Annotated in this window: 22 protein-coding genes; 18 read left to right on the top strand and 4 right to left on the bottom strand. The window is 51.9% G+C overall.

The features are described 5' to 3' along the window. The first annotated feature begins 21 nt into the window (after positions 1–21). Complete coding sequence (locus KNP76_RS01405; RefSeq protein ID WP_214842211.1) at positions 22–1,377, top strand: cryptochrome/photolyase family protein; 1,356 nt, start codon at positions 22–24, stop codon at positions 1,375–1,377. 71 nt (positions 1,378–1,448) lie between these two features. On the opposite strand, the gene KNP76_RS01400 is transcribed toward KNP76_RS01405, so the two are convergent. Then, positions 1,449–2,348 carry a COX15/CtaA family protein gene (locus tag KNP76_RS01400; protein ID WP_211779685.1) on the bottom strand — a complete coding sequence of 300 codons (900 nt, stop codon included), beginning with the start codon at positions 2,346–2,348 and terminating at the stop codon, positions 1,449–1,451. 332 nt (positions 2,349–2,680) lie between these two features. Between KNP76_RS01400 and cyoE the strand changes: the two genes are divergently transcribed. The 10 genes from cyoE to KNP76_RS01350 all read left to right on the top strand — a co-directional run bounded on the left by cyoE (position 2,681) and on the right by KNP76_RS01350 (position 10,926). After that, positions 2,681–3,610, top strand: coding sequence for a heme o synthase (cyoE, locus tag KNP76_RS01395; RefSeq protein ID WP_211779684.1), 930 nt, complete (start codon positions 2,681–2,683; stop codon positions 3,608–3,610). A 109-nt stretch (positions 3,611–3,719) separates the two neighbouring features. Further along, complete coding sequence (coxB, locus tag KNP76_RS01390; RefSeq protein WP_211780961.1) at positions 3,720–4,697, top strand: cytochrome c oxidase subunit II; 978 nt, start codon at positions 3,720–3,722, stop codon at positions 4,695–4,697. A 68-nt stretch (positions 4,698–4,765) separates the two neighbouring features. Further along, positions 4,766–6,604, top strand: coding sequence for a cytochrome c oxidase subunit I (gene ctaD, locus KNP76_RS01385; RefSeq protein WP_211780960.1), 1,839 nt, complete (start codon positions 4,766–4,768; stop codon positions 6,602–6,604). After that, positions 6,605–7,231 carry a cytochrome c oxidase subunit 3 gene (locus tag KNP76_RS01380; protein WP_034815001.1) on the top strand — a complete coding sequence of 209 codons (627 nt, stop codon included), beginning with the start codon at positions 6,605–6,607 and terminating at the stop codon, positions 7,229–7,231. It abuts the gene before it with no gap. Position 7,232: 1 nt separating this feature from the next. Beyond that, positions 7,233–7,562 carry a cytochrome C oxidase subunit IV family protein gene (locus KNP76_RS01375; protein ID WP_034815002.1) on the top strand — a complete coding sequence of 110 codons (330 nt, stop codon included), beginning with the start codon at positions 7,233–7,235 and terminating at the stop codon, positions 7,560–7,562. A gap of 134 nt (positions 7,563–7,696) precedes the next feature. Then, positions 7,697–8,620, top strand: a complete 924-nt coding sequence (locus KNP76_RS01370) for a cytochrome c oxidase assembly protein (protein WP_034815003.1) — start codon at positions 7,697–7,699, stop codon at positions 8,618–8,620. 23 nt (positions 8,621–8,643) lie between these two features. Beyond that, a complete protein-coding gene (locus KNP76_RS01365; protein ID WP_034805677.1) occupies positions 8,644–9,105 on the top strand; it encodes a DUF420 domain-containing protein in 462 nt (153 codons plus the stop codon). 20 nt (positions 9,106–9,125) lie between these two features. Next, entirely contained in the window at positions 9,126–9,740 is a 615-nt protein-coding gene (locus tag KNP76_RS01360) for an SCO family protein (protein WP_034815004.1), read from the top strand. A 5-nt stretch (positions 9,741–9,745) separates the two neighbouring features. Continuing rightward, the gene (locus KNP76_RS01355) at positions 9,746–10,018 is read left to right on the top strand and encodes a hypothetical protein (protein WP_211779683.1); all 273 of its coding nucleotides are present in this window, start codon (positions 9,746–9,748) and stop codon (positions 10,016–10,018) included. Between the two features lie 416 nt (positions 10,019–10,434). Further along, positions 10,435–10,926 (top strand): cysteine hydrolase family protein, encoded by a 492-nt coding sequence (locus KNP76_RS01350; protein ID WP_034815008.1) that lies wholly within the window; start codon positions 10,435–10,437, stop codon positions 10,924–10,926. Positions 10,927–11,017: 91 nt separating this feature from the next. On the opposite strand, the gene KNP76_RS01345 is transcribed toward KNP76_RS01350, so the two are convergent. Both KNP76_RS01345 and KNP76_RS01340 read right to left on the bottom strand, forming a co-directional pair. Further along, positions 11,018–11,377: a YugN family protein gene (locus KNP76_RS01345; protein WP_034805655.1), complete on the bottom strand. Its 360-nt coding sequence runs from the start codon at positions 11,375–11,377 to the stop codon at positions 11,018–11,020. A gap of 101 nt (positions 11,378–11,478) precedes the next feature. Further along, positions 11,479–12,234 carry an ATP-grasp domain-containing protein gene (locus tag KNP76_RS01340; RefSeq protein WP_034805652.1) on the bottom strand — a complete coding sequence of 252 codons (756 nt, stop codon included), beginning with the start codon at positions 12,232–12,234 and terminating at the stop codon, positions 11,479–11,481. Positions 12,235–12,363: 129 nt separating this feature from the next. Here KNP76_RS01340 and KNP76_RS01335 point away from each other — a divergent pair, with 129 nt between their 5' ends. From KNP76_RS01335 to KNP76_RS01315, 5 genes are read left to right on the top strand one after another with little or no spacing between them, the layout of a single operon-like run. Next, positions 12,364–12,816 carry a YlbF/YmcA family competence regulator gene (locus KNP76_RS01335; RefSeq protein WP_034815012.1) on the top strand — a complete coding sequence of 151 codons (453 nt, stop codon included), beginning with the start codon at positions 12,364–12,366 and terminating at the stop codon, positions 12,814–12,816. Beyond that, positions 12,800–13,063: a DUF2129 domain-containing protein gene (locus KNP76_RS01330; RefSeq protein ID WP_051622553.1), complete on the top strand. Its 264-nt coding sequence runs from the start codon at positions 12,800–12,802 to the stop codon at positions 13,061–13,063. Before KNP76_RS01335 ends, KNP76_RS01330 begins: the two co-directional genes overlap by 17 nt. A gap of 56 nt (positions 13,064–13,119) precedes the next feature. After that, positions 13,120–13,686 carry a 16S rRNA (guanine(966)-N(2))-methyltransferase RsmD gene (gene rsmD, locus KNP76_RS01325; RefSeq protein WP_034805646.1) on the top strand — a complete coding sequence of 189 codons (567 nt, stop codon included), beginning with the start codon at positions 13,120–13,122 and terminating at the stop codon, positions 13,684–13,686. A 4-nt stretch (positions 13,687–13,690) separates the two neighbouring features. After that, positions 13,691–14,188, top strand: coding sequence for a pantetheine-phosphate adenylyltransferase (gene coaD, locus KNP76_RS01320; protein WP_211779682.1), 498 nt, complete (start codon positions 13,691–13,693; stop codon positions 14,186–14,188). Then, the gene (locus KNP76_RS01315; protein ID WP_034815016.1) at positions 14,185–15,177 is read left to right on the top strand and encodes a SepM family pheromone-processing serine protease; all 993 of its coding nucleotides are present in this window, start codon (positions 14,185–14,187) and stop codon (positions 15,175–15,177) included. Before coaD ends, KNP76_RS01315 begins: the two co-directional genes overlap by 4 nt. On the opposite strand, the gene KNP76_RS01310 is transcribed toward KNP76_RS01315, so the two are convergent. Continuing rightward, positions 15,156–16,283 (bottom strand): tRNA(Met) cytidine acetate ligase, encoded by a 1,128-nt coding sequence (locus KNP76_RS01310; protein ID WP_034815019.1) that lies wholly within the window; start codon positions 16,281–16,283, stop codon positions 15,156–15,158. The two genes, KNP76_RS01315 and KNP76_RS01310, sit on opposite strands and share 22 nt — an antisense overlap. Positions 16,284–16,440: 157 nt before the next feature. Here KNP76_RS01310 and KNP76_RS01305 point away from each other — a divergent pair, with 157 nt between their 5' ends. Both KNP76_RS01305 and rpmF read left to right on the top strand, forming a co-directional pair. Then, positions 16,441–16,968: a YceD family protein gene (locus KNP76_RS01305; RefSeq protein ID WP_034805635.1), complete on the top strand. Its 528-nt coding sequence runs from the start codon at positions 16,441–16,443 to the stop codon at positions 16,966–16,968. A 22-nt stretch (positions 16,969–16,990) separates the two neighbouring features. Then, a complete protein-coding gene (gene rpmF / locus KNP76_RS01300; RefSeq protein WP_015881300.1) occupies positions 16,991–17,164 on the top strand; it encodes a 50S ribosomal protein L32 in 174 nt (57 codons plus the stop codon). The last annotated feature ends 102 nt before the right edge of the window (positions 17,165–17,266 follow it).

The following is a 17,266-nucleotide window of genomic DNA, read 5'->3' as shown; positions in this document are numbered from 1 at the left end:
TTTTAGATGGGAGAGGGAAAGATGAGACGAGTTTGTTGGTTCCGGTCCGATTTTCGGTTGCATGACAACCATATGCTGCATCGCGCTTTGAAAGACGCGGAAGAAGGGGACGAGGTAGCGTTCGTGTTTTGGCTGAACCCGAAATATTGCGACCCGTTCGACACGCGACACGATTATTACTTCTCAACGATGCGCCATTTCATGGATGACCTCGACGAACACGGCCTCGGCCTTCACGTAATCGTGGCTGAGACGGAAGATGATTTTGTCGACCAACTCGGAGCGGTGGGGGCGCTTTACTTCAATGCGGAGTATGTCGAGCCGTTCAAACAACGGGACGACAACGTCATCAAGTTACTCGGGGATGAGGTGCTCGTCGTCCGGTTGCTCGATCGACACTTGTTCGCACCGAACGCCTTCACGAAAAAAGACGGTGATCCCTATAAAGTGTACACTCCGTTCAAAAAGGCGGCCTATGAAGAGGTGCCGCCAAAACCGTATGAAGTGAGTCGTGACCGTTTGAAACGACTTGTGACGTCAAAAAACGAGGTACCGCCTGAACTGAAGAAACAGTTCGACCGGTGCGAGCGGGAATGGAAAGCGCTCGGGGAAACGGCTGCGAAACGCCGGTTGACCGACTTCGTGAACGAACGGATCAACCAGTATGACGAGGACCGTGACGTTCCGTCCATCGCCGGGACGAGCCGTCTGTCCCCGTATTTACGGACCGGCGTCTTATCGATTCGGACCGTCGCCGACGCCGTCTTGTCGGCACCGAAGTCGAAAGGACGTGACACGTATTACGACGAACTGTTGTGGCGCGAGTTCTACTACATGATTATGGTCCAATTCCCAGGGCTGAAAGACCGGCCGTTCAACGACAAGTATAAACACCTCGACTGGGAGGACAACGACGAACAGTTCGACCGCTGGTGCCGAGGGGAGACCGGTTATCCGATCGTCGATGCGGCGATGCGCCAAATGAACGAGACGGGTTGGATGCACAACCGTTTACGGATGATTGTCGCCTCGTTCTTATCAAAACATTTGCTCATCGATTGGCGTAAAGGTGAACGCTACTTTGAACAGAAGTTGATCGACTATGAGGCCGCCTCGAACATCGGCGGATGGCAATGGGCCGCCTCGGTCGGAACGGACGCCGTACCGTACTTCCGCATCTTTAACCCGACGACGCAGTCGGAGAAGTTCGACAAAGACGGGACGTTCATCCGGAAGTTTGTGCCTGAGCTGGACCATCTCGACGCGAAGGCGATTCATTTCCCTGATGCAAGCGAACGGGACGGGTACGTCGACCCGGTCGTCGACCATAAAGAAGCACGGGCAAGGGCGCTCGAACGATTTAAAGAGGCGCAATAAAAAAGGCCTTCCGACGTGTCGGAAGGCGAGATACGAACCAGGTCGCGAAAGCGGCTTGGTTCGTTTTCGTATTAACTGATCTGTTGTTTCGAGGCGTCGTTACGTGCTTGGGCTCGGTACGCATGATACGCCAAGTACGAGATAATCCCGAAATAGCATGTGATCAAGAAAGCGTGAAGGAGTGGAACGTATGTCGCGTGCCCCCCGAGGACGATCCAAGCGCCAGTGCCGACTTGCAGCATGATGAAGAAGAGCGAGGCCCACATGCCACGTTCAACGAGACGGTTCGTCTCCCGGCGTGCCAAGTACAGGACGTATAGCGTATAGAAAACGAGCAACGCGGCCATGGCACGGTGGCCCATTTGGACCCAGGATTCGAACGTCCACACTTCTTGTGCGCAAATCGGCCAGCCGACGCATGAGTACGTGGCGCCGAGGTGACGGACGTAAGCGCCGGTGTAGACGACGACCATCGTGTAAATCGTCAAGCCGTACAGATGGATCTTTAATTTTTCAGACACGGTCTTATGAACCCGCTCACCCTCAAATAAAAGAATCGTCAAGATGAGTAAGGATGCGAACGAGACGAGCGAGATGCCGAAATGGAGGGCGAGAATCGCATCCGACTGTTGCCAGATGACGGCACCGGCTCCGATGATCGACTGAATCAACATGAAGATGAACGCGAGGAACGCGAACACTTTGACGTCGAAGCGGTTTTTCACGACCGCGAACGTCCAAATCGTCAAGGCGATGATGAGAAGCCCTTCAATCCCGGAGACGACCCGGTGACTGTATTCAATCATCGTCTCGATGCTCGGGTTCGTCGGAATCAGTTTTCCGTGACAGAGCGGCCAGTCCGTGCCGCAGCCGTCACCCGAGTCCGTCTTCGTCACGGTTCCACCCATGATGAGGACGAGCATCATCCCGAGGGTGACAAACCCAGAGAAGAGTGCGAGTTTTTTATGCATTCGTTACCACCTGCTTTTGAGAAAAATCACGACAATTGCGCCTTGTAAGTTGTTATTTTTTTCGCCATACTTATTATACGGGTTTCGATCCAAAAAACGAAACGGAAAAGCTTGCAATCGCTATCAAAATCGTTATTCTAGTATTAGTAATGGGTTTTTGGTGTGACAATTATCACACGTTCGTCACAAAAAACTCGCTATTTTACAAGCATAAACGACGTATTCTTTTTAAAAATATGGTATCTTTGTTATGAGTTAGGTGTACTTTGCTTATATTGTGTTTTTTTTGTGAAAAGAATACGAGGATTTCGTGATTATGTGGGGGGGTCAGTATGACAAAAGTCAACCCAAGAATGATGGCAGAAGTAGAATATACAGAATCCGCCTCATTCCGTGACTATGTTGCTCTCGCAAAAATGGGAATCGTCCGTGCTAACTTATTGTTAGTGTTTGCCGGTTTCTTTGTAGCAGCAACATATCAGAGCGACACGCCTGTGCTTTATTTATTTGAAGTATGGCCACAGCTCTTATTAACCATGTTAGGCAGCGCACTCGTCATCTCCGGGAGTTGTTACCTAAACAACTTCGTGGACCGAGATATCGATTACTTGATGGGACGTACAGACAATCGACCGAGTGTCACCGGAAAAATTTCAGGAGAACGCATTTTACTCCTCGGATTGACGCAACTTGCGGTCGGGACATTCATGCTTTTGATTGTGTCGTATGTGGCAGCAGTATTCGGTTTAATCGGGGCATTTTTTTATGTCGTCATCTATACGATGTGGCTGAAACGGACGCACACGTTGAACACGGTCGTTGGTAGCATTTCGGGAGCGGTCCCACCGCTTATCGGATGGGCAGCAATCGACCCGGCGCTTCATATCGATGCGTGGCTTATGTTCCTCGTCATGTTCTTGTGGCAACCGCCGCACTTCCTCGCGCTCGCGATGCGTCGCGTCGAGGAATATCGCGCAGCTGGCATCCCGATGCTACCTGTCGTGAACGGATTCGCCATTACGAAACGCCAAATCATTTGGTGGATCGCAACGCTCATTCCGGCATCGCTTCTCTTCATGCACTACGGTACAGTCTACGTGATTATCGCGGCCGTACTCGGGGGGTACTGGTTGTATCTCGGTTTGAAAGGGTTTAAAGCCGATGACGAAATCAAGTGGGCCAATAAAATGTTCTTTTATTCATTAATTTATTTAGTCGTGTGGATTGTCGCCCTCATGTTGACGGCATTGCCTTCATCGTGACGGCAAGTTTTAATCGCACTCACTATATAGATACTTTTGCACATCATTTTGGGAGAAAGTGGGGATTGTTGTGAAATCATTTAAGAAGCTTCTGTTTGGCATCGTCCCGATGATGATGTTTGCACTCCTGTTATCAGGGTGTGGCGTTGAGGGATTGTCTGCATTGCGGCCGATGGGAGAAGGGGCTGAGATTCAGCTTCGAATCATTCTCATCAGTTTGGCAATCATGCTCTTCGTACTCGTCATCGTTACGGTTATTTACGTGTACGTCCTTATGAAATTCCGTCGGAAAGATGATTCGATTCCGAAACAGGTAGAAGGAAGCAGTACACTCGAATTGATTTGGACAGTCGTTCCAATCATCTTGCTTATCATTCTCGCTGTCCCGACGATCACGACGACCGTCGAACTCGCGAAAGCGAAAGAAGCGAAAAAAGAAGAAGAAATCAACGTCACGGCGAACCTTTATTGGTGGGAATTCGAGTACCCGAACGCGGGCGTCGTCACTGGTCAAGAACTCGTCATCCCGACAGGCAAGCGTGTCGGCATCAACTTGACGTCAAAAGATGTCATTCACTCGTTCTGGGTTCCGGCATTGTCTGGTAAAACGGATACGAACCCTGGACTCGACAACGAAATGTGGCTCCATGCAAACGAACCAGGTACGTTTTACGGGAAGTGTGCCGAGCTTTGCGGTCCGTCACACGCACTCATGGACTTTAAAGTCATCGCGCTCGATCAAGCGGATTACGATCAATGGCTTGAGGACATGAAAGCGAAGCAAGATGAAGATGCGGAACGCCTCACAGCGAACAACGAAAATCTCACAGTCGGCGAAGCCGTATACGTCGAGAGCTGCTTGAGCTGTCACGGTGGTGGGAAAGTTGCGCCGAGTTTGACGAACTATGGGGATCGCGAATGGTTGGCTGGCTACCTCGAGAACAACGAGGAAGAGTTGAAGCAATGGATTCGTGACCCGCAAAGCTTGAAACAAGGCGCGCTCATGCCTGGCTTCACGGAAGGCCAAATCAGTGATGAAGAGTTAGACGCACTCGTTGACTTCTTGTACGATCAGAAGATTGACTAACGGGAAAAGGGGGATTTCACGTGGCACAGACCACTGCATTGCAGCAATCGCGTAAATACAATGGCCTTATGGACTGGATTACGACGGTTGACCACAAAAAGATCGGTATTTTGTATTTGTTCTCAGGGATTTTCTTCCTCCTTCTCGGTGGAATTGAAGCGTTACTCATTCGTTGGCAACTCGTTCGTCCGATGAACGACTTCGTCAGCGGTGAGACGTTTAACCAATTGATCACAATGCACGGAACGACGATGATTTTCCTAGCGGCGATGCCGATGCTCTTCGGTTTCATGAACGCCGTCGTACCGCTTCAAATCGGGGCACGCGACGTCGCGTTCCCGTTCATTAACTCACTTGGATTCTGGTTGTTCTTCTTCGGTGGCGTCATGCTCAACTTGAGCTGGTTCTTCGGCGCTGCACCGAACGCAGGGTGGACGGCTTATGCGCCGCTCTCGACACAACCGGAAGCGACGGGCGTTGACTTCTATGCGCTCGGTCTTCAAATTTCAGGTTTTGGTTCACTCATGGCCGGGATTAACTTCCTCGTCACGATTTTAAACATGCGTGCACCGGGCATGAAGCTCATGCGCATGCCGCTCTTCACATGGACGACGTTCGTCGCTTCGGCTTTGATCGTCTTCGCATTCCCGCCACTTACGGTCGGATTGTTCATGTTGATGTTCGAACGACTGTTCGGAGCCGTTTACTTCAACCCGGCGATGGGCGGAAACGTCATCATCTGGGAACACCTCTTCTGGATTTTCGGTCACCCGGAAGTATACATTTTGATTTTACCGGCTTTCGGTATTTTCTCGGAAATCATCCCGACGTTCGCACGTAAACGCCTCTTCGGTTACACGACGATGGTATTTGCGACGATGCTCATCGGGTTCTTAGGATTCATGGTTTGGGTCCACCATATGTTCACAGTCGGTCTCGGACCGGTTGCCAACTCAATCTTCGCGGTCGCGACGATGGCGATCGCTGTCCCGACCGGGGTTAAAATCTTTAACTGGTTGTTCACGCTATGGGGCGGCCAAATTAAGTTCAACGTCGCGATGCTTTATTCGGTCGCATTCATTCCATCGTTTCTCGTCGGAGGGATGACAGGGGTCATGCTCTCGGTTGCACCGGCGGATTATCAGTACCATGATAGTTACTTCGTTGTCGCTCACTTCCACTACGTAATCGTAGGTGGGGTCGTCTACGGACTGTTTGCTGGACTTTACTACTGGTTCCCGCTCATGTTCGGTAAGGCACTCTCTGAGAAGCTCGGCTATTGGCAGTTCTGGTTGTTCTTTATTGGCTTCCACTTGACGTTCTTCCCTCAACACTTCCTCGGATTGTTCGGGATGCCACGCCGCGTCTTCACATACCTTCCGAACCAAGGGTTTGAAACGATGAACTTACTGTCGACAATCGGTGCCTTCTTCATGGGTGTGTCGACGATCATCTTGCTCGTCGCAGTCGTGAAAGCATTCATGTCGAAACAAGTTGTCAAACCAGACCATTGGGAAGACGGTCGTACATTGGAGTGGACACTTCCCGTGCCGACGCCAGAGTACAACTTCGCGCAAACGCCACTCGTCAAAGGTCTCGATACGTTCTGGCTCGAGAAGATGGCTGGCAACAAACGGGTGTCTGTCTCTGAACCGGTGACAGACATTCACATGCCGAACAACTCGTTGATTCCGTTCTTCATGTCACTTGGACTGTTCATCGCCGGTCTTGGCGCGATTTTCCAAAAGGAAAACATGATCATCGGTTGGTCGCTCATCGCATTCGGTTTACTCATGACATTCGTATCGATGTTCCTCCGTTCATGGATCGACGATCACGGGTACTACATTCCAAAATCACAAGTCGAAGCGGATTTGAAAGCGATTCGTGAGAAAGGAGAACAATAAATGGCACATGCAGTTGAAAAACACCCGGTAACCGGCCTTCCGGCCAATCCAGAGAAAGCCACGCTGGATGGGAAAAATAAATATGTGGCCTTCTGGTTCTTCCTTGGTGGAGAGACCGTTCTCTTCGCCTCGCTATTCGGAACGTATGTCGGCCTATTGAACTCTGGTGCGCCAGAGGAACTCCGCTCGTACAATATCTTTGAGATGGGGCTCGTCTTCTTCATGACGATGCTCCTCCTCACGAGTTCGCTTACGAGCGTGCTCGCGATGATGAATATGAAAGCGAACAACCCTGGCCGCATGAAGTTCTGGTTGATCGTCACGCTCGTTCTCGGTGCGGGCTTCCTTGCAGCTGAGATTTACGAGTTCATTCACTACTACCATATCGGTCATACGTTCACGTCGAGCGCGTTCGGTTCAGCGTTCTACACGCTCGTCGGATTCCACGGCGCGCACGTCACGTTCGGTCTATTCTGGATTGGGACGCTTCTCATCCGGAACTGGAACCGTCCAATCGATGTGTACAACGCACCGAAGTTTTATGTGTCGAGCCTGTATTGGCACTTCATCGATGTCGTCTGGGTTTTCATCTTCTCGATCGTCTATCTCCTAGGGATGGTGAGCTAATATGGAAAAACGTCCAATGAACGAATCGCACAAGCAGTTAGAGCTCGAAGTAAAAGCCGAGTCGAAACGCGAATATCAGCTCCAGTTGATCAGTTTCGCCATGATGATTTTACTCACATTCCTAGCGTTCGGCGCTGTGTACGCTGAACTCATGCCGGTGTGGGCGGCGGGTGGTTTCTTGATTATCCTCGCCATCATTCAAGTGTTCTTGCAGTTGTACATGTTCATGCATATGAACAACCGTGGTAACACATGGATCGTTGGGATGATGTGGCTCGGCATTTTTGTCGCCGTCATCACGGTAGCGGCACTTCGTTTGCTCATTTGGTAAATGTGACAAAGGATTGAACATCTGTGGAAACACAGATGATTCGGTCCTTTTTGCTTTACTTCAAAAATAAAGGAATAGTAATCTTGAAGTGAACGGTTTCATCGGTTTGGGAGAGAGAGAAAAGGGGTGAAGGGATGCTCTGGAATACATCAGAGCTACTCAGGCAGTTCGATTGGATGACGCTTTGGAGTCCATTCTTCGGATTGCTCATGGTAGGACTGTACGTCCTGTACGCGGTCGTCACAGAGAAAATGGCGAAGCGGGGATATGAGTCGACCACGTTGTTGCAAAAGTTCAGTATGCTATTTGCCATCGTTTTGTATTACATCGGATTCGGAAGCCCGGTCGACGTGCTCGCGCACATCATCTTCTCGGTGCATATGTTCCAAATGGTGCTCGTCTACGTGCTCGCACCGGCGCTCGTCGTCTACGGGTTGCCGTATTGGGTATTTGAAAAATTATTTAGCTATAAAGTGATTGGGCCGACACTCAAGTTCATGACGAAGCCGCTCATCGCGCTCATCTTGTTCAACGCGTTATTCACGTTGTATCATATGCCATTCATCTTCGATTACGTGTTGACGAATTATGAAGTCCACCGTATTTTCCACGGTGCGCTCCTCGTCTTCAGTTTGACGATGTGGTATCCGGTGATCGCACCGTTCCTCTCAGAGGAAGAAGAAGGCATGTCCGATTTGAAACGGATGGTATACATCATCGCCAACGGGGTGCTTTTGACGCCCGCATGTGCGCTCATCATCTTTAGTCATAATATCCTTTACGATGCGTACACGGACGTCGAGACGTTCGCGACAGTACTCGGCTACTGTATGCCGAACGGCGACGTGTCAGGACTCGATTTGAACGCGCTCATGGGTGCGACGAATAGTGCGCTAGAAGACCAACGCTTCGGCGGGGTATTGATGAAGCTTGGTCAAGAACTCGTCTACGGCTTCTTCTTCGGTTGGACGTTCTTTGGCTGGGTTCGCCGGACGAAGTCGCTCGCGCTCGAGGAAGGCATGTCGTTCTCGCCGCAAGAGCAACAAGAGAAAAAATGAGTTAAGGCAAAGGGGAAACAACGATGAATTATCTTGCATTGATTAGTGTTTCATTCATTGTGCTCAGCGCGATTTTAGTCGCCATCGGCTGGGTCATCATCGCACGGGACCGCCGTGACATCGAGAAGCACAAAAAAGTCATGACGGCCGCAGCGGTGGCCGCCACGACGTTCTTCATTCTTTACGTGTCACGCACCATCTTCGTCGGCAACACGGCGTTCGGCGGTCCGGACAGCATCAAACCATATTATTTGGCGTTCATGATTTTCCATATCTTACTCGCGACGACGGGGGGCGTGCTCGGTTTGATCACGCTCTACCTCGGTTATAAAAACAAAGTCGCAAAACACCGCAAGATTGCCCCGAAAGCCTCGGTCGTCTGGTTCTTCACGGCGATTACCGGTGTCACGGTATACGTTCTCCTCTATGTCGCGTTCGAGCCGGGTGAGACGACGAACGTCTTCCGCGCCATTATCGGAGGGTGACCCAAGAGAGGGGGATGAGGATGAAACGGAACAGTTATATGACGGTCGGTTTGACGGTAGCCGTCCTAATCACCATCGGCGTCGCATCTTATTTCTTATTCTTTAAACAGGACGATTTGCCGGTCATTCAAGAACCGACACCGTTCACACTCACGAATGCACTAGATGGTGAGACGTACAACTCCGACAACGGGAAAGTAAAAGTGATTACGTTCTTTTACACGAACTGTCCGGACATCTGTCCGCTCACGCTCCGGGACTTTATGAAACTCGAGCAAGAGTTGAAGGCCGACGGATTGTATGGGACCGATGTCGAACTCGTCGCCATCACGGTCGACCCGGAAGTCGATACGGTACCGGTGCTTGAAAATTACGGTGCCGCCTTTCAAGCGGAACCTACAGGATGGAAAGTGTTGACGGGTGAGAAAGCGGACATCGACCGCATCACGCGCCAGCTTCAATTCTATTATTCGAAGGCGAACAGCGGGCTCGTCACGCACGCCACGACGATGTATATCGTCGATCGACAGCATGACGTGCGGGCCGTCGCGCAAATGGCGACGACAGGAGATCAGCCGGTCGATATAGAATCTATCATGGAGGACGTGAACGTGCTCGTTGCTGAAAAGGAGTGAAGACGATGAACGATACGATGGCTGTGATTGGGAACGATTATTCGTATGGAGATGTGACGATTGCGGAACGGGCGATTGAGGATTTGATTGCATGTAGTGCAATCGAGTTCGGCTTGGCTGAAGTGAAAGTCGTTTCTTTGTCGAAAGATCGCTACGATTATCAAGTGATCGCACCGCTCTCGCTCGCAGAGGCGGAACGGTTGTACCGTTACATCCGAGATCAATTCGATTTGTTGCTCGGGCAAGTCGATGTGACGTTGAACGTCATCGCGAGGTAACGACAACGGAGGGCCGCGTTGCGGTCCTCCGTTTGTTGACGAACAGAATGTTTTCACTCATCCTCTTGGCGTCTCCGCTCTTAGGGCGAGCAGGGAGCCGCATCGGGTAACGCTGCCGGGTCTCCCTCCGCTCGCTATTGTCTACGGCGCCGTCGGATGAGCGCCGCGAGAGGCCGCCTTTGTGCGGCCTCTCGTCTTTGCGTTTCTTCAATTTTTATGTCGGGCCGTGCGCCTCGGGACCATTGAACCCAAAGAAGACGAACCGAATCGCAGGTCACGATTCGTCTCATCCACAGCTCGAGGGCAACAACGCAGTCCTGTTTTCTTTGTACCTATATTTTCCATAAGTGAACTCTGTTATGATTAGGAAAAGAAAAGACTACCGAGCCATTTGTTCGATATGAGGAGGAAAGAGGATGGGAAAAGAAGCGTTAGTCGTCATTGATCTTCAAAACGATATTACGAAAAATTACAAAACCGTGATTGAAAACGTCAATCACTCGATTGATTGGGCCGTCGAGCATGACGTGCCGGTCGTCTACATCCGTCATGAGAATCTCTCGGCAGGGACGAGGACGTTTAAAACGGGTACGCGCGGGGCCGAGCTCGTCCCGGACTTGAAGGTGGTGTCTGACCACGTCTTCACGAAATATAAAGGAAACGCGTTAACGAGCGAAGCGTTCGCAACCTTCATCGAGCAGCATGAAGTCGAGACGTTCTACATCACCGGGGCGGATGCCATCGCCTGCGTGAAGTCGACGTGTTACAACATGCGAAAATCAAACTATGATGTTCAAGTCTTGTCCGATTGTATAACAAGTTATGATCAAAAGAAGATTGCCGAGATGATTCAGTATTATGAAGGGAAAGGCTGCAAGATTATTCGAGTGGAGGACTTACCTGCTTGACTTGGGGGTTGAACATGACAGGATACGGACTCTATAGGGGGTCCTTTTTCGTTGACAGACATATGTCTTCAAATGAAAAACCCCTTTACGATTAAAGGGGTTTGACTTCTAATGTGTCGGCGAGAGCCGTCAAGCGACGCTCGCAGTCGCGGACAATCTCTTCCGGAAACTCTTCGTCATATTCGACGCCGTGTGGGTAATAGTGTTTTCCGAGAATCGGTGTCAACATTTTTACGACAGCGTGACGGTCCTCGATTTGGCCTTCAATCGCGTAGACCGGTAAGCGAAGGTAGAACGTCTCGCCCGTCGATTGCTTCTCGTATTTCATATCATACGTCGCACGCTCATAGTCCCAAGCGCCTTCACGGATGAAATGATGATGATCCATGATCGTCTCGAGCAAACCGAAGCGGATCTCTTTTCCCTCGATGTGGAACTGCTCAAATTTCATCATAATCCCCCTTTTTTCAATAAACCTCATATGTCATCATATCATATCCAAAAACATTGTTGGAATAACGTGTGTTCAAATTGTGAAAAAAAGATGAACGGTCAACGAAGCGTCTCGAGGTAGGCGTCAATCTTCTCTGCCAAGCGGACTCCGAGCGGCATCAGGCCTTCTGAACCGAAGAAGACGTTGAACTCGAGGATATAAAAGCCTTCGGCGGTGACGATGACATCGAACGCCGCGTGGTTGATGTGCAGCGTCTTCGCAATCTCGAGCACTTCGTCGACGACGTCTTGCGGGATATCGTCATATGAGAAGTGAGCGCCTTGGGCGACGTTGTTTAGGAACGCCTCGCTGACACGCCAGTAGGCGCCGGCGACGTCTTCGCCGATGATGATGATGCGAAGGTCACGGTCGTTCGGGATGTATTCCTGTACGTAAAACGTATCGTGTTTCTCGACATACTCGAGCCAGTCTTGCTCCTGTTTGATGAGCCAGACGCCTTGCCCCATCGACGATTTTGCCGTCTTGGCGACGAACGGATAGGTGAACTCCTCGAGCACGCGTTCAATCGTGTACGCGTTCTTTCCGTAAATGAGGGTCTTTGGGATGCGGTCCGGGAACGTCGCCTTGAACGCCCGCGTCATCTCGATTTTATCGTGGCCGAGGTGATACGTCGCTGGAGACGGATAAATCGGTTTATTTAAACCGTAGATGATGGAATTGACCATCCAATATTCGGGGAACAAGACGAGTTCAGCGGCGCGTACTTTATCGAGTTGGTCAAAGTAGTATTCTGGTTTCGCGTAGTCGGTTTTGATGCCGGCCGAGCGAATCATATTGAACGAGACTTTTTTCATCGGACACCGTGCAGGCACGGTGATTCACTTCCTTTCTGTTCTGAACGCATGAGTCACATTCAATTATAAAGCCGATTGCTCACAGAGGGAATCAATTGTGGTAAAATCATGTCAGAAAGGGTGAAAGCCATGATTATCACTGAACAGACGATCGCACTTCTCGACCAGGCCGAAACGTTGGCCGAATGGATTGAGTCGAGCGAGTCGTTCCAAACATATATCACGACGAAGCGGGCACGCCTGGCGTCAGACGAGGCGCGTGACGTAGAGCGTGAGTTTTTACGCATGAAAGAAGATTACGAGTACGTGCAGCGGTTCGGCAAACATCACCCGGACCATGACCGCATCAAAAAAGAGATGCATCTCGTCAAGCGTCGGCTCGACGTCCAACCGGAAGTGGCCGCTTTCAAGAAAGCGGAGCGGAATTTGGACAAACTGCTCGGGGAAGTGAGCGGCTTACTGGCCCACTCCGTATCCCCGAAAATAAAAGTCCCGACGGGCAACCCGTTCTTCGATGAGGGTGGCTGTTCCGGCGGAGGAAGCTGTGGCGGAGGAGGCGGAAGCTGTGGATGTGCTGTCTAACTCGTTTGAGCTGAACGGACGCATCGGCCTTGTCGTGTACGTCCAGTCGCTTAAACAAGTGAAAGTGCTCAGACGATACGCGAACTTGTATTATGTGTCGAAACGGGAGAAGTATGCCTTTTTGTATACGGACTTGGACGGACACGAGGCGGTCATCGAGCAAATGCGGGCGTTGCCGTTCGTCGAGGACGTCGTGCGTAGCGAACGGCCGTTCATCGCCGAGACGTATGCGCCGAAACAGAAATAAAACGAAACAAGATGAAGGTGGCGACACCTTCATCTTTTCTGGTGGGGGAGAGAACCATGCGCGTCATTTCAGGAGAACGCAAAGGGACACGATTAAAAGCGGTCCCGGGGTCGGCGACACGTCCGACGACAGATAAAGTAAAAGAATCGTTATTTAACATCATCGGTCCTTATTTCGCGGGGGGAGACGCGCTCGATTTGTATGCCGGAAGTGGCGGGCTCGGAATCGAAGCGCTCTCCCGTGGCTGTGACCACGCGGTGTTCGTCGACAAGCAGACGAAGGCGATTCAGACGATTCAAGAGAACTTGCGCGTCACTCGCTACGAAGCGAATGCGACCGTTTATCGTCAAGATGCACGACAAGCGCTCGACGAGCTGATCACGAGCGGACGAGAATTCAAGCTCATTTTCATGGATCCACCGTATCACGCCGAAGCACATGAGACGTTTTTACAGCTCATCGAGGCGAACCACCTCCTGACCGATAACGGGGTCGTCGTCTGCGAACATGGGAGTGAGGCCGAGTTGCCGGAACGTGTCGGGCGACTCGAAAAAATAAAAGTTCAGCGCTACTCAGACGTGATCACGATCAGTTTTTATGAGTACGCATCAACTGAGGAGTGAGAACATGTCCAAACGCATCGCCATCTGTCCAGGAAGCTTTGACCCGATTACGAACGGTCATTTAGATATCATCGAGCGCGCCGCGGCCATCTTTGACGAAGTGATTGTCGCCGTCCTCGAAAACTCGAGCAAAGCACCGTTATTTGACGTCGAGGAGCGGCTCACGCTCATCCGTGACGTGACGATACATTTGCCGAACGTGACGGCCGACGCGTTCGGCGGTTTGCTCGTCGAATACGCCGCCGAGCGGGAAGCGGCGACAATCGTCCGAGGCTTGCGTGCCGTTTCCGACTTTGAGTATGAGTTGCAAATCGCGTCCATTAACAAAAAGTTGAACGAAGACGTCGAGACACTTTTCATGATGACGAACAGTCAATACTCGTTCCTCAGCTCTTCCATCGTCAAAGAAGTCGCGAAATACGGGGCTTCCGTCAATGAGCTCGTTCCGGTTCAAGTAGAAGAGGCGCTCCGCAGAAAGTTTGAAGCGAGCCGACAACCATGAAGTCGCTCAAAATCGGATTCGGCTTACTCGTCGCCGTACTCATGTTCTTGTTCGTCCCGTTACCGTATTACATCACGTATCCGGGCGAGGCGACATCGATTGAACGGTTCATGACGGTCGAAGATGGAGAGAAAGAGCCGGGCGAGCTCATGATGGTCACCATCTCGCAGCGACGGGCGACACCACTCTGGCTCGTCGGGAGCTGGTTCACACCGTTCACCGAAGCGAGCCCATCGAGCCGTTATTTATATGACGGGGAAGGTGAACAGGACTACGAACGGCGTCAACAACTGCTCATGGCTTCATCGCAACAAGCGGCGATCCAATATGCCTACGCGCTCGCCGAGGCGGACGTAGACGTCGATTTCAATGGCATGTACGTCTCGGCCCCAATCACCGGGTCGCTCGCTTCGAACGTATTGAAGCCCGGCGACGTGATCACGGCCATCGACGGCCGCGCCTTCATGTCACGACTTGATTTTCTCGATCAAGTGGCGACGTTTGAGGCAGGCGACGAGGTAACACTCACGATTGAACGGGACGGGCGGGAACGGGTCGTCACCACGCTCGTCCAACCGCTCGACCGCTCCGGCGATCGGGTCGGTATCGGCATCTATGAACCGTTGCCGGTCCAGGACGTCGTCACCGACCCGTCCGTCGCCTTTGAACTCACGAACGTCGGGGGGCCGTCGGCCGGTCTCATGTTCACGCTTGAGATTTATGATCAATTGACGCCGGGTGACTTGGCGAACGGAGAGAGGATTGCCGGTACCGGTACGGTCGATGAGGAAGGGAACGTCGGACCAATTGGTGGGGCGTGGCAAAAGATTGTCGCCGCCGACCGTGCCGGGGCGACCGTGTTCTTCGTGCCGGACGGACCGAACTACGAGGAAGCGAGGTCGTCCCTCGACCGGCTCGAGTCCGACATTGAAGTCGTACCGGTCAAGACGGTCGAAGAGGCGATTCGTTATTTGGAGTCGATGAACTGAGGCGTCTCCCTATATTCGGGCCGGGACAGGCCGAGCGGGAGGCGGTACGCCTCGGTGACGCGCGCCTCGAAGGCGAGGTCAGGATGGTACTTGCTGAGAAGCGGTACCGTCTTTTTTAATTCGTTCAAGACGCGTCGGCCGACCGGATTGAAGGCGAGGGGACGCACGTAAGGGACGTCATCGAAACGGACGGGCAACTCTGTCCGCTCGAAGTGGATGAGCACCGAGACGAGCGCCCGCTGAATCGCCGTCCGCGTATACCGGCGCGTCAGCATCTTCGAGAGGGCCCGTTCGAACGTCGGTTCCATCCCGGCCTCGATGAGACGCGGCGAGAGCGAGGCGTCGATGCCGACGAGCTGCTCGAGCACGTATTTTGGCGTCGTCCGTAGCTTATATTGAAGCATCGGCCAATAGAGCGACCAATGCGCCATCGACTGACGTTCAAACAGCCTCCGCGTGGCCTCAGGCACCGCTCGCACGCTTCCGGCCTCAAGGTAATGAGCGCGGACGCCCGTGGCCGACATGACGTCCGAGACGCCGGTGTCGTGATAACCGGCCCCGAGACGCCGGACGGTATGAAGATTGATGGAACTGGCCGCTTGCGCGTAGTGGTAGGCCAAAATATTGTTCGGGAGCGTCAAGTCAAAATCGGGATACAGGGAAGCGAACGCCGTACTCGATGCCTTCGCCGGGGACGATCCTTCCTTTAACGCAGATTGGAACGCGTCACGATAGGCCGGTGTCGATTCGACCTCGGACTTGGCGGCCTGCTGAATCGCCGATACGTCACCGCTCTCGCTTCCGAACGACAGTGTCTGGCAATCCATCCGCTCGGCGAGATGGACGGCTGCGCTCGCGAAGCGGTCGGCGCGTTGAACGCCGTAGCGGGTCGGGAGTTCGACGACGAGGTCGATTGCCCCGGTCTCGACCGCCGCTCGAGCCCGTGACCACTTGTCGAAGGCGGCCGGTTCGCCGCGCTGGGTGAACTGTCCACTCATGATGGCGATGACGGCTTCGGCCTCGGTCTCGAGCCGGGCGGTTTCCGCTTGATACAGGTGACCGTTGTGAAACGGATTATACTCGGCGATGATGGCCGTCTTTTGCATAAAATTACTCCTTTGCAATGTCGATTGGATTGGTGTAAGATGGATAAGTACGCTTTGACAAAGCGCCGTCGTCAACTGATTTTAGTGTAAAGAAAAAACATTGACAAAACAAGTTGGCCTATCTATAATTCATATTGTTGCAATTGAGGTGATTCGGATGAAATGGTCTATTGCACAGCTACTTAAGCTTCGAAACCAAGGTGACAGTTTTATCGTCGATGAGACGGTCGAACTTCCGGAGCTGACTCAGCTCCATCCGGATATCCGATCGATTCGCCCAGTGCATGTGCACGGGGATGCGTCGTTCACATCTAATCAAGTTACATTCAATCTGAAGATTCAAGGTGACCTGACGTTGCCAGATGCGCGTACGTTAGACGATGTCATGTATGAATTCGATATTGAATCACTCGAGCCTTTCTTTTTGGAGAACGGGCGTTACACGGAGCAATTCGATGACGTCAATTTGCCAGAAGGAAATACGATTGATCTGCGACCGATCGTACGTGAGCTCATCATGTTAGACGTCCCGATGCAAGTGTTCGGGAACGAAACAGACAAAACTCAGGTTGAAGGGGAAGGCTGGGCCCTCGTAGAGGACCAGCTGGACGACCAACCAAAAATTGACCCGCGCCTCGCGGGACTTGCCGATTTGTTCTCGAAAAAAGAGGACGAGAAAGGCTAACTTTTCAAGGAGGTGGACAACGATGGCAGTACCATTCCGTAGAACGTCGAAAACTCGCAAACGTCTTCGTCGTACTCACTTCAAACTCAACGTACCTGGTATGAACGAGTGCCCGAACTGTGGCGAAATGAAACTTTCACACCGTGTTTGCAAATCTTGCGGACATTACAACGGTAAAGAAGTAACAAGCAAATAATGCTTGAAGAAGCGGTCTCTTAGGAGGCCGCTTCTTTTTTTATGGTCATCGATTCGGATTGTGGTAAACTCTTTTTGTGTATGACGAGAAGGAGGGTTGCCG

Origin of the sequence: Exiguobacterium sp. s150 (assembly GCF_018618435.1) — a bacterium.
Lineage (GTDB): Bacteria > Bacillota > Bacilli > Exiguobacteriales > Exiguobacteriaceae > Exiguobacterium > Exiguobacterium alkaliphilum.
Note: the sequence above shows the minus strand (reverse complement) of the source record. Positions and strands in the feature narration are given on the sequence as shown.

Coding starts and splice junctions, on each gene's coding strand:
- KNP76_RS01405 (WP_214842211.1), top strand. CDS start 22: ATGAGACGAGTTTGTTGGTTCCGGTCCGATTTTCGGTTGCATGACAAC.
- coaD (WP_211779682.1), top strand. CDS start 13,691: ATGTCCAAACGCATCGCCATCTGTCCAGGAAGCTTTGACCCGATTACG.
- KNP76_RS01370 (WP_034815003.1), top strand. CDS start 7,697: ATGCTCTGGAATACATCAGAGCTACTCAGGCAGTTCGATTGGATGACG.
- KNP76_RS01360 (WP_034815004.1), top strand. CDS start 9,126: ATGAAACGGAACAGTTATATGACGGTCGGTTTGACGGTAGCCGTCCTA.
- rpmF (WP_015881300.1), top strand. CDS start 16,991: ATGGCAGTACCATTCCGTAGAACGTCGAAAACTCGCAAACGTCTTCGT.
- KNP76_RS01340 (WP_034805652.1), bottom strand. CDS start 12,234: ATGAAAAAAGTCTCGTTCAATATGATTCGCTCGGCCGGCATCAAAACC.
- KNP76_RS01305 (WP_034805635.1), top strand. CDS start 16,441: ATGAAATGGTCTATTGCACAGCTACTTAAGCTTCGAAACCAAGGTGAC.
- cyoE (WP_211779684.1), top strand. CDS start 2,681: ATGACAAAAGTCAACCCAAGAATGATGGCAGAAGTAGAATATACAGAA.
- KNP76_RS01350 (WP_034815008.1), top strand. CDS start 10,435: ATGGGAAAAGAAGCGTTAGTCGTCATTGATCTTCAAAACGATATTACG.
- rsmD (WP_034805646.1), top strand. CDS start 13,120: ATGCGCGTCATTTCAGGAGAACGCAAAGGGACACGATTAAAAGCGGTC.
- KNP76_RS01315 (WP_034815016.1), top strand. CDS start 14,185: ATGAAGTCGCTCAAAATCGGATTCGGCTTACTCGTCGCCGTACTCATG.
- KNP76_RS01375 (WP_034815002.1), top strand. CDS start 7,233: ATGGAAAAACGTCCAATGAACGAATCGCACAAGCAGTTAGAGCTCGAA.
- KNP76_RS01365 (WP_034805677.1), top strand. CDS start 8,644: ATGAATTATCTTGCATTGATTAGTGTTTCATTCATTGTGCTCAGCGCG.
- KNP76_RS01345 (WP_034805655.1), bottom strand. CDS start 11,377: ATGAAATTTGAGCAGTTCCACATCGAGGGAAAAGAGATCCGCTTCGGT.
- KNP76_RS01310 (WP_034815019.1), bottom strand. CDS start 16,283: ATGCAAAAGACGGCCATCATCGCCGAGTATAATCCGTTTCACAACGGT.
- KNP76_RS01380 (WP_034815001.1), top strand. CDS start 6,605: ATGGCACATGCAGTTGAAAAACACCCGGTAACCGGCCTTCCGGCCAAT.
- ctaD (WP_211780960.1), top strand. CDS start 4,766: ATGGACTGGATTACGACGGTTGACCACAAAAAGATCGGTATTTTGTAT.
- KNP76_RS01400 (WP_211779685.1), bottom strand. CDS start 2,348: ATGCATAAAAAACTCGCACTCTTCTCTGGGTTTGTCACCCTCGGGATG.
- KNP76_RS01355 (WP_211779683.1), top strand. CDS start 9,746: ATGAACGATACGATGGCTGTGATTGGGAACGATTATTCGTATGGAGAT.
- coxB (WP_211780961.1), top strand. CDS start 3,720: ATGATGATGTTTGCACTCCTGTTATCAGGGTGTGGCGTTGAGGGATTG.
- KNP76_RS01335 (WP_034815012.1), top strand. CDS start 12,364: ATGATTATCACTGAACAGACGATCGCACTTCTCGACCAGGCCGAAACG.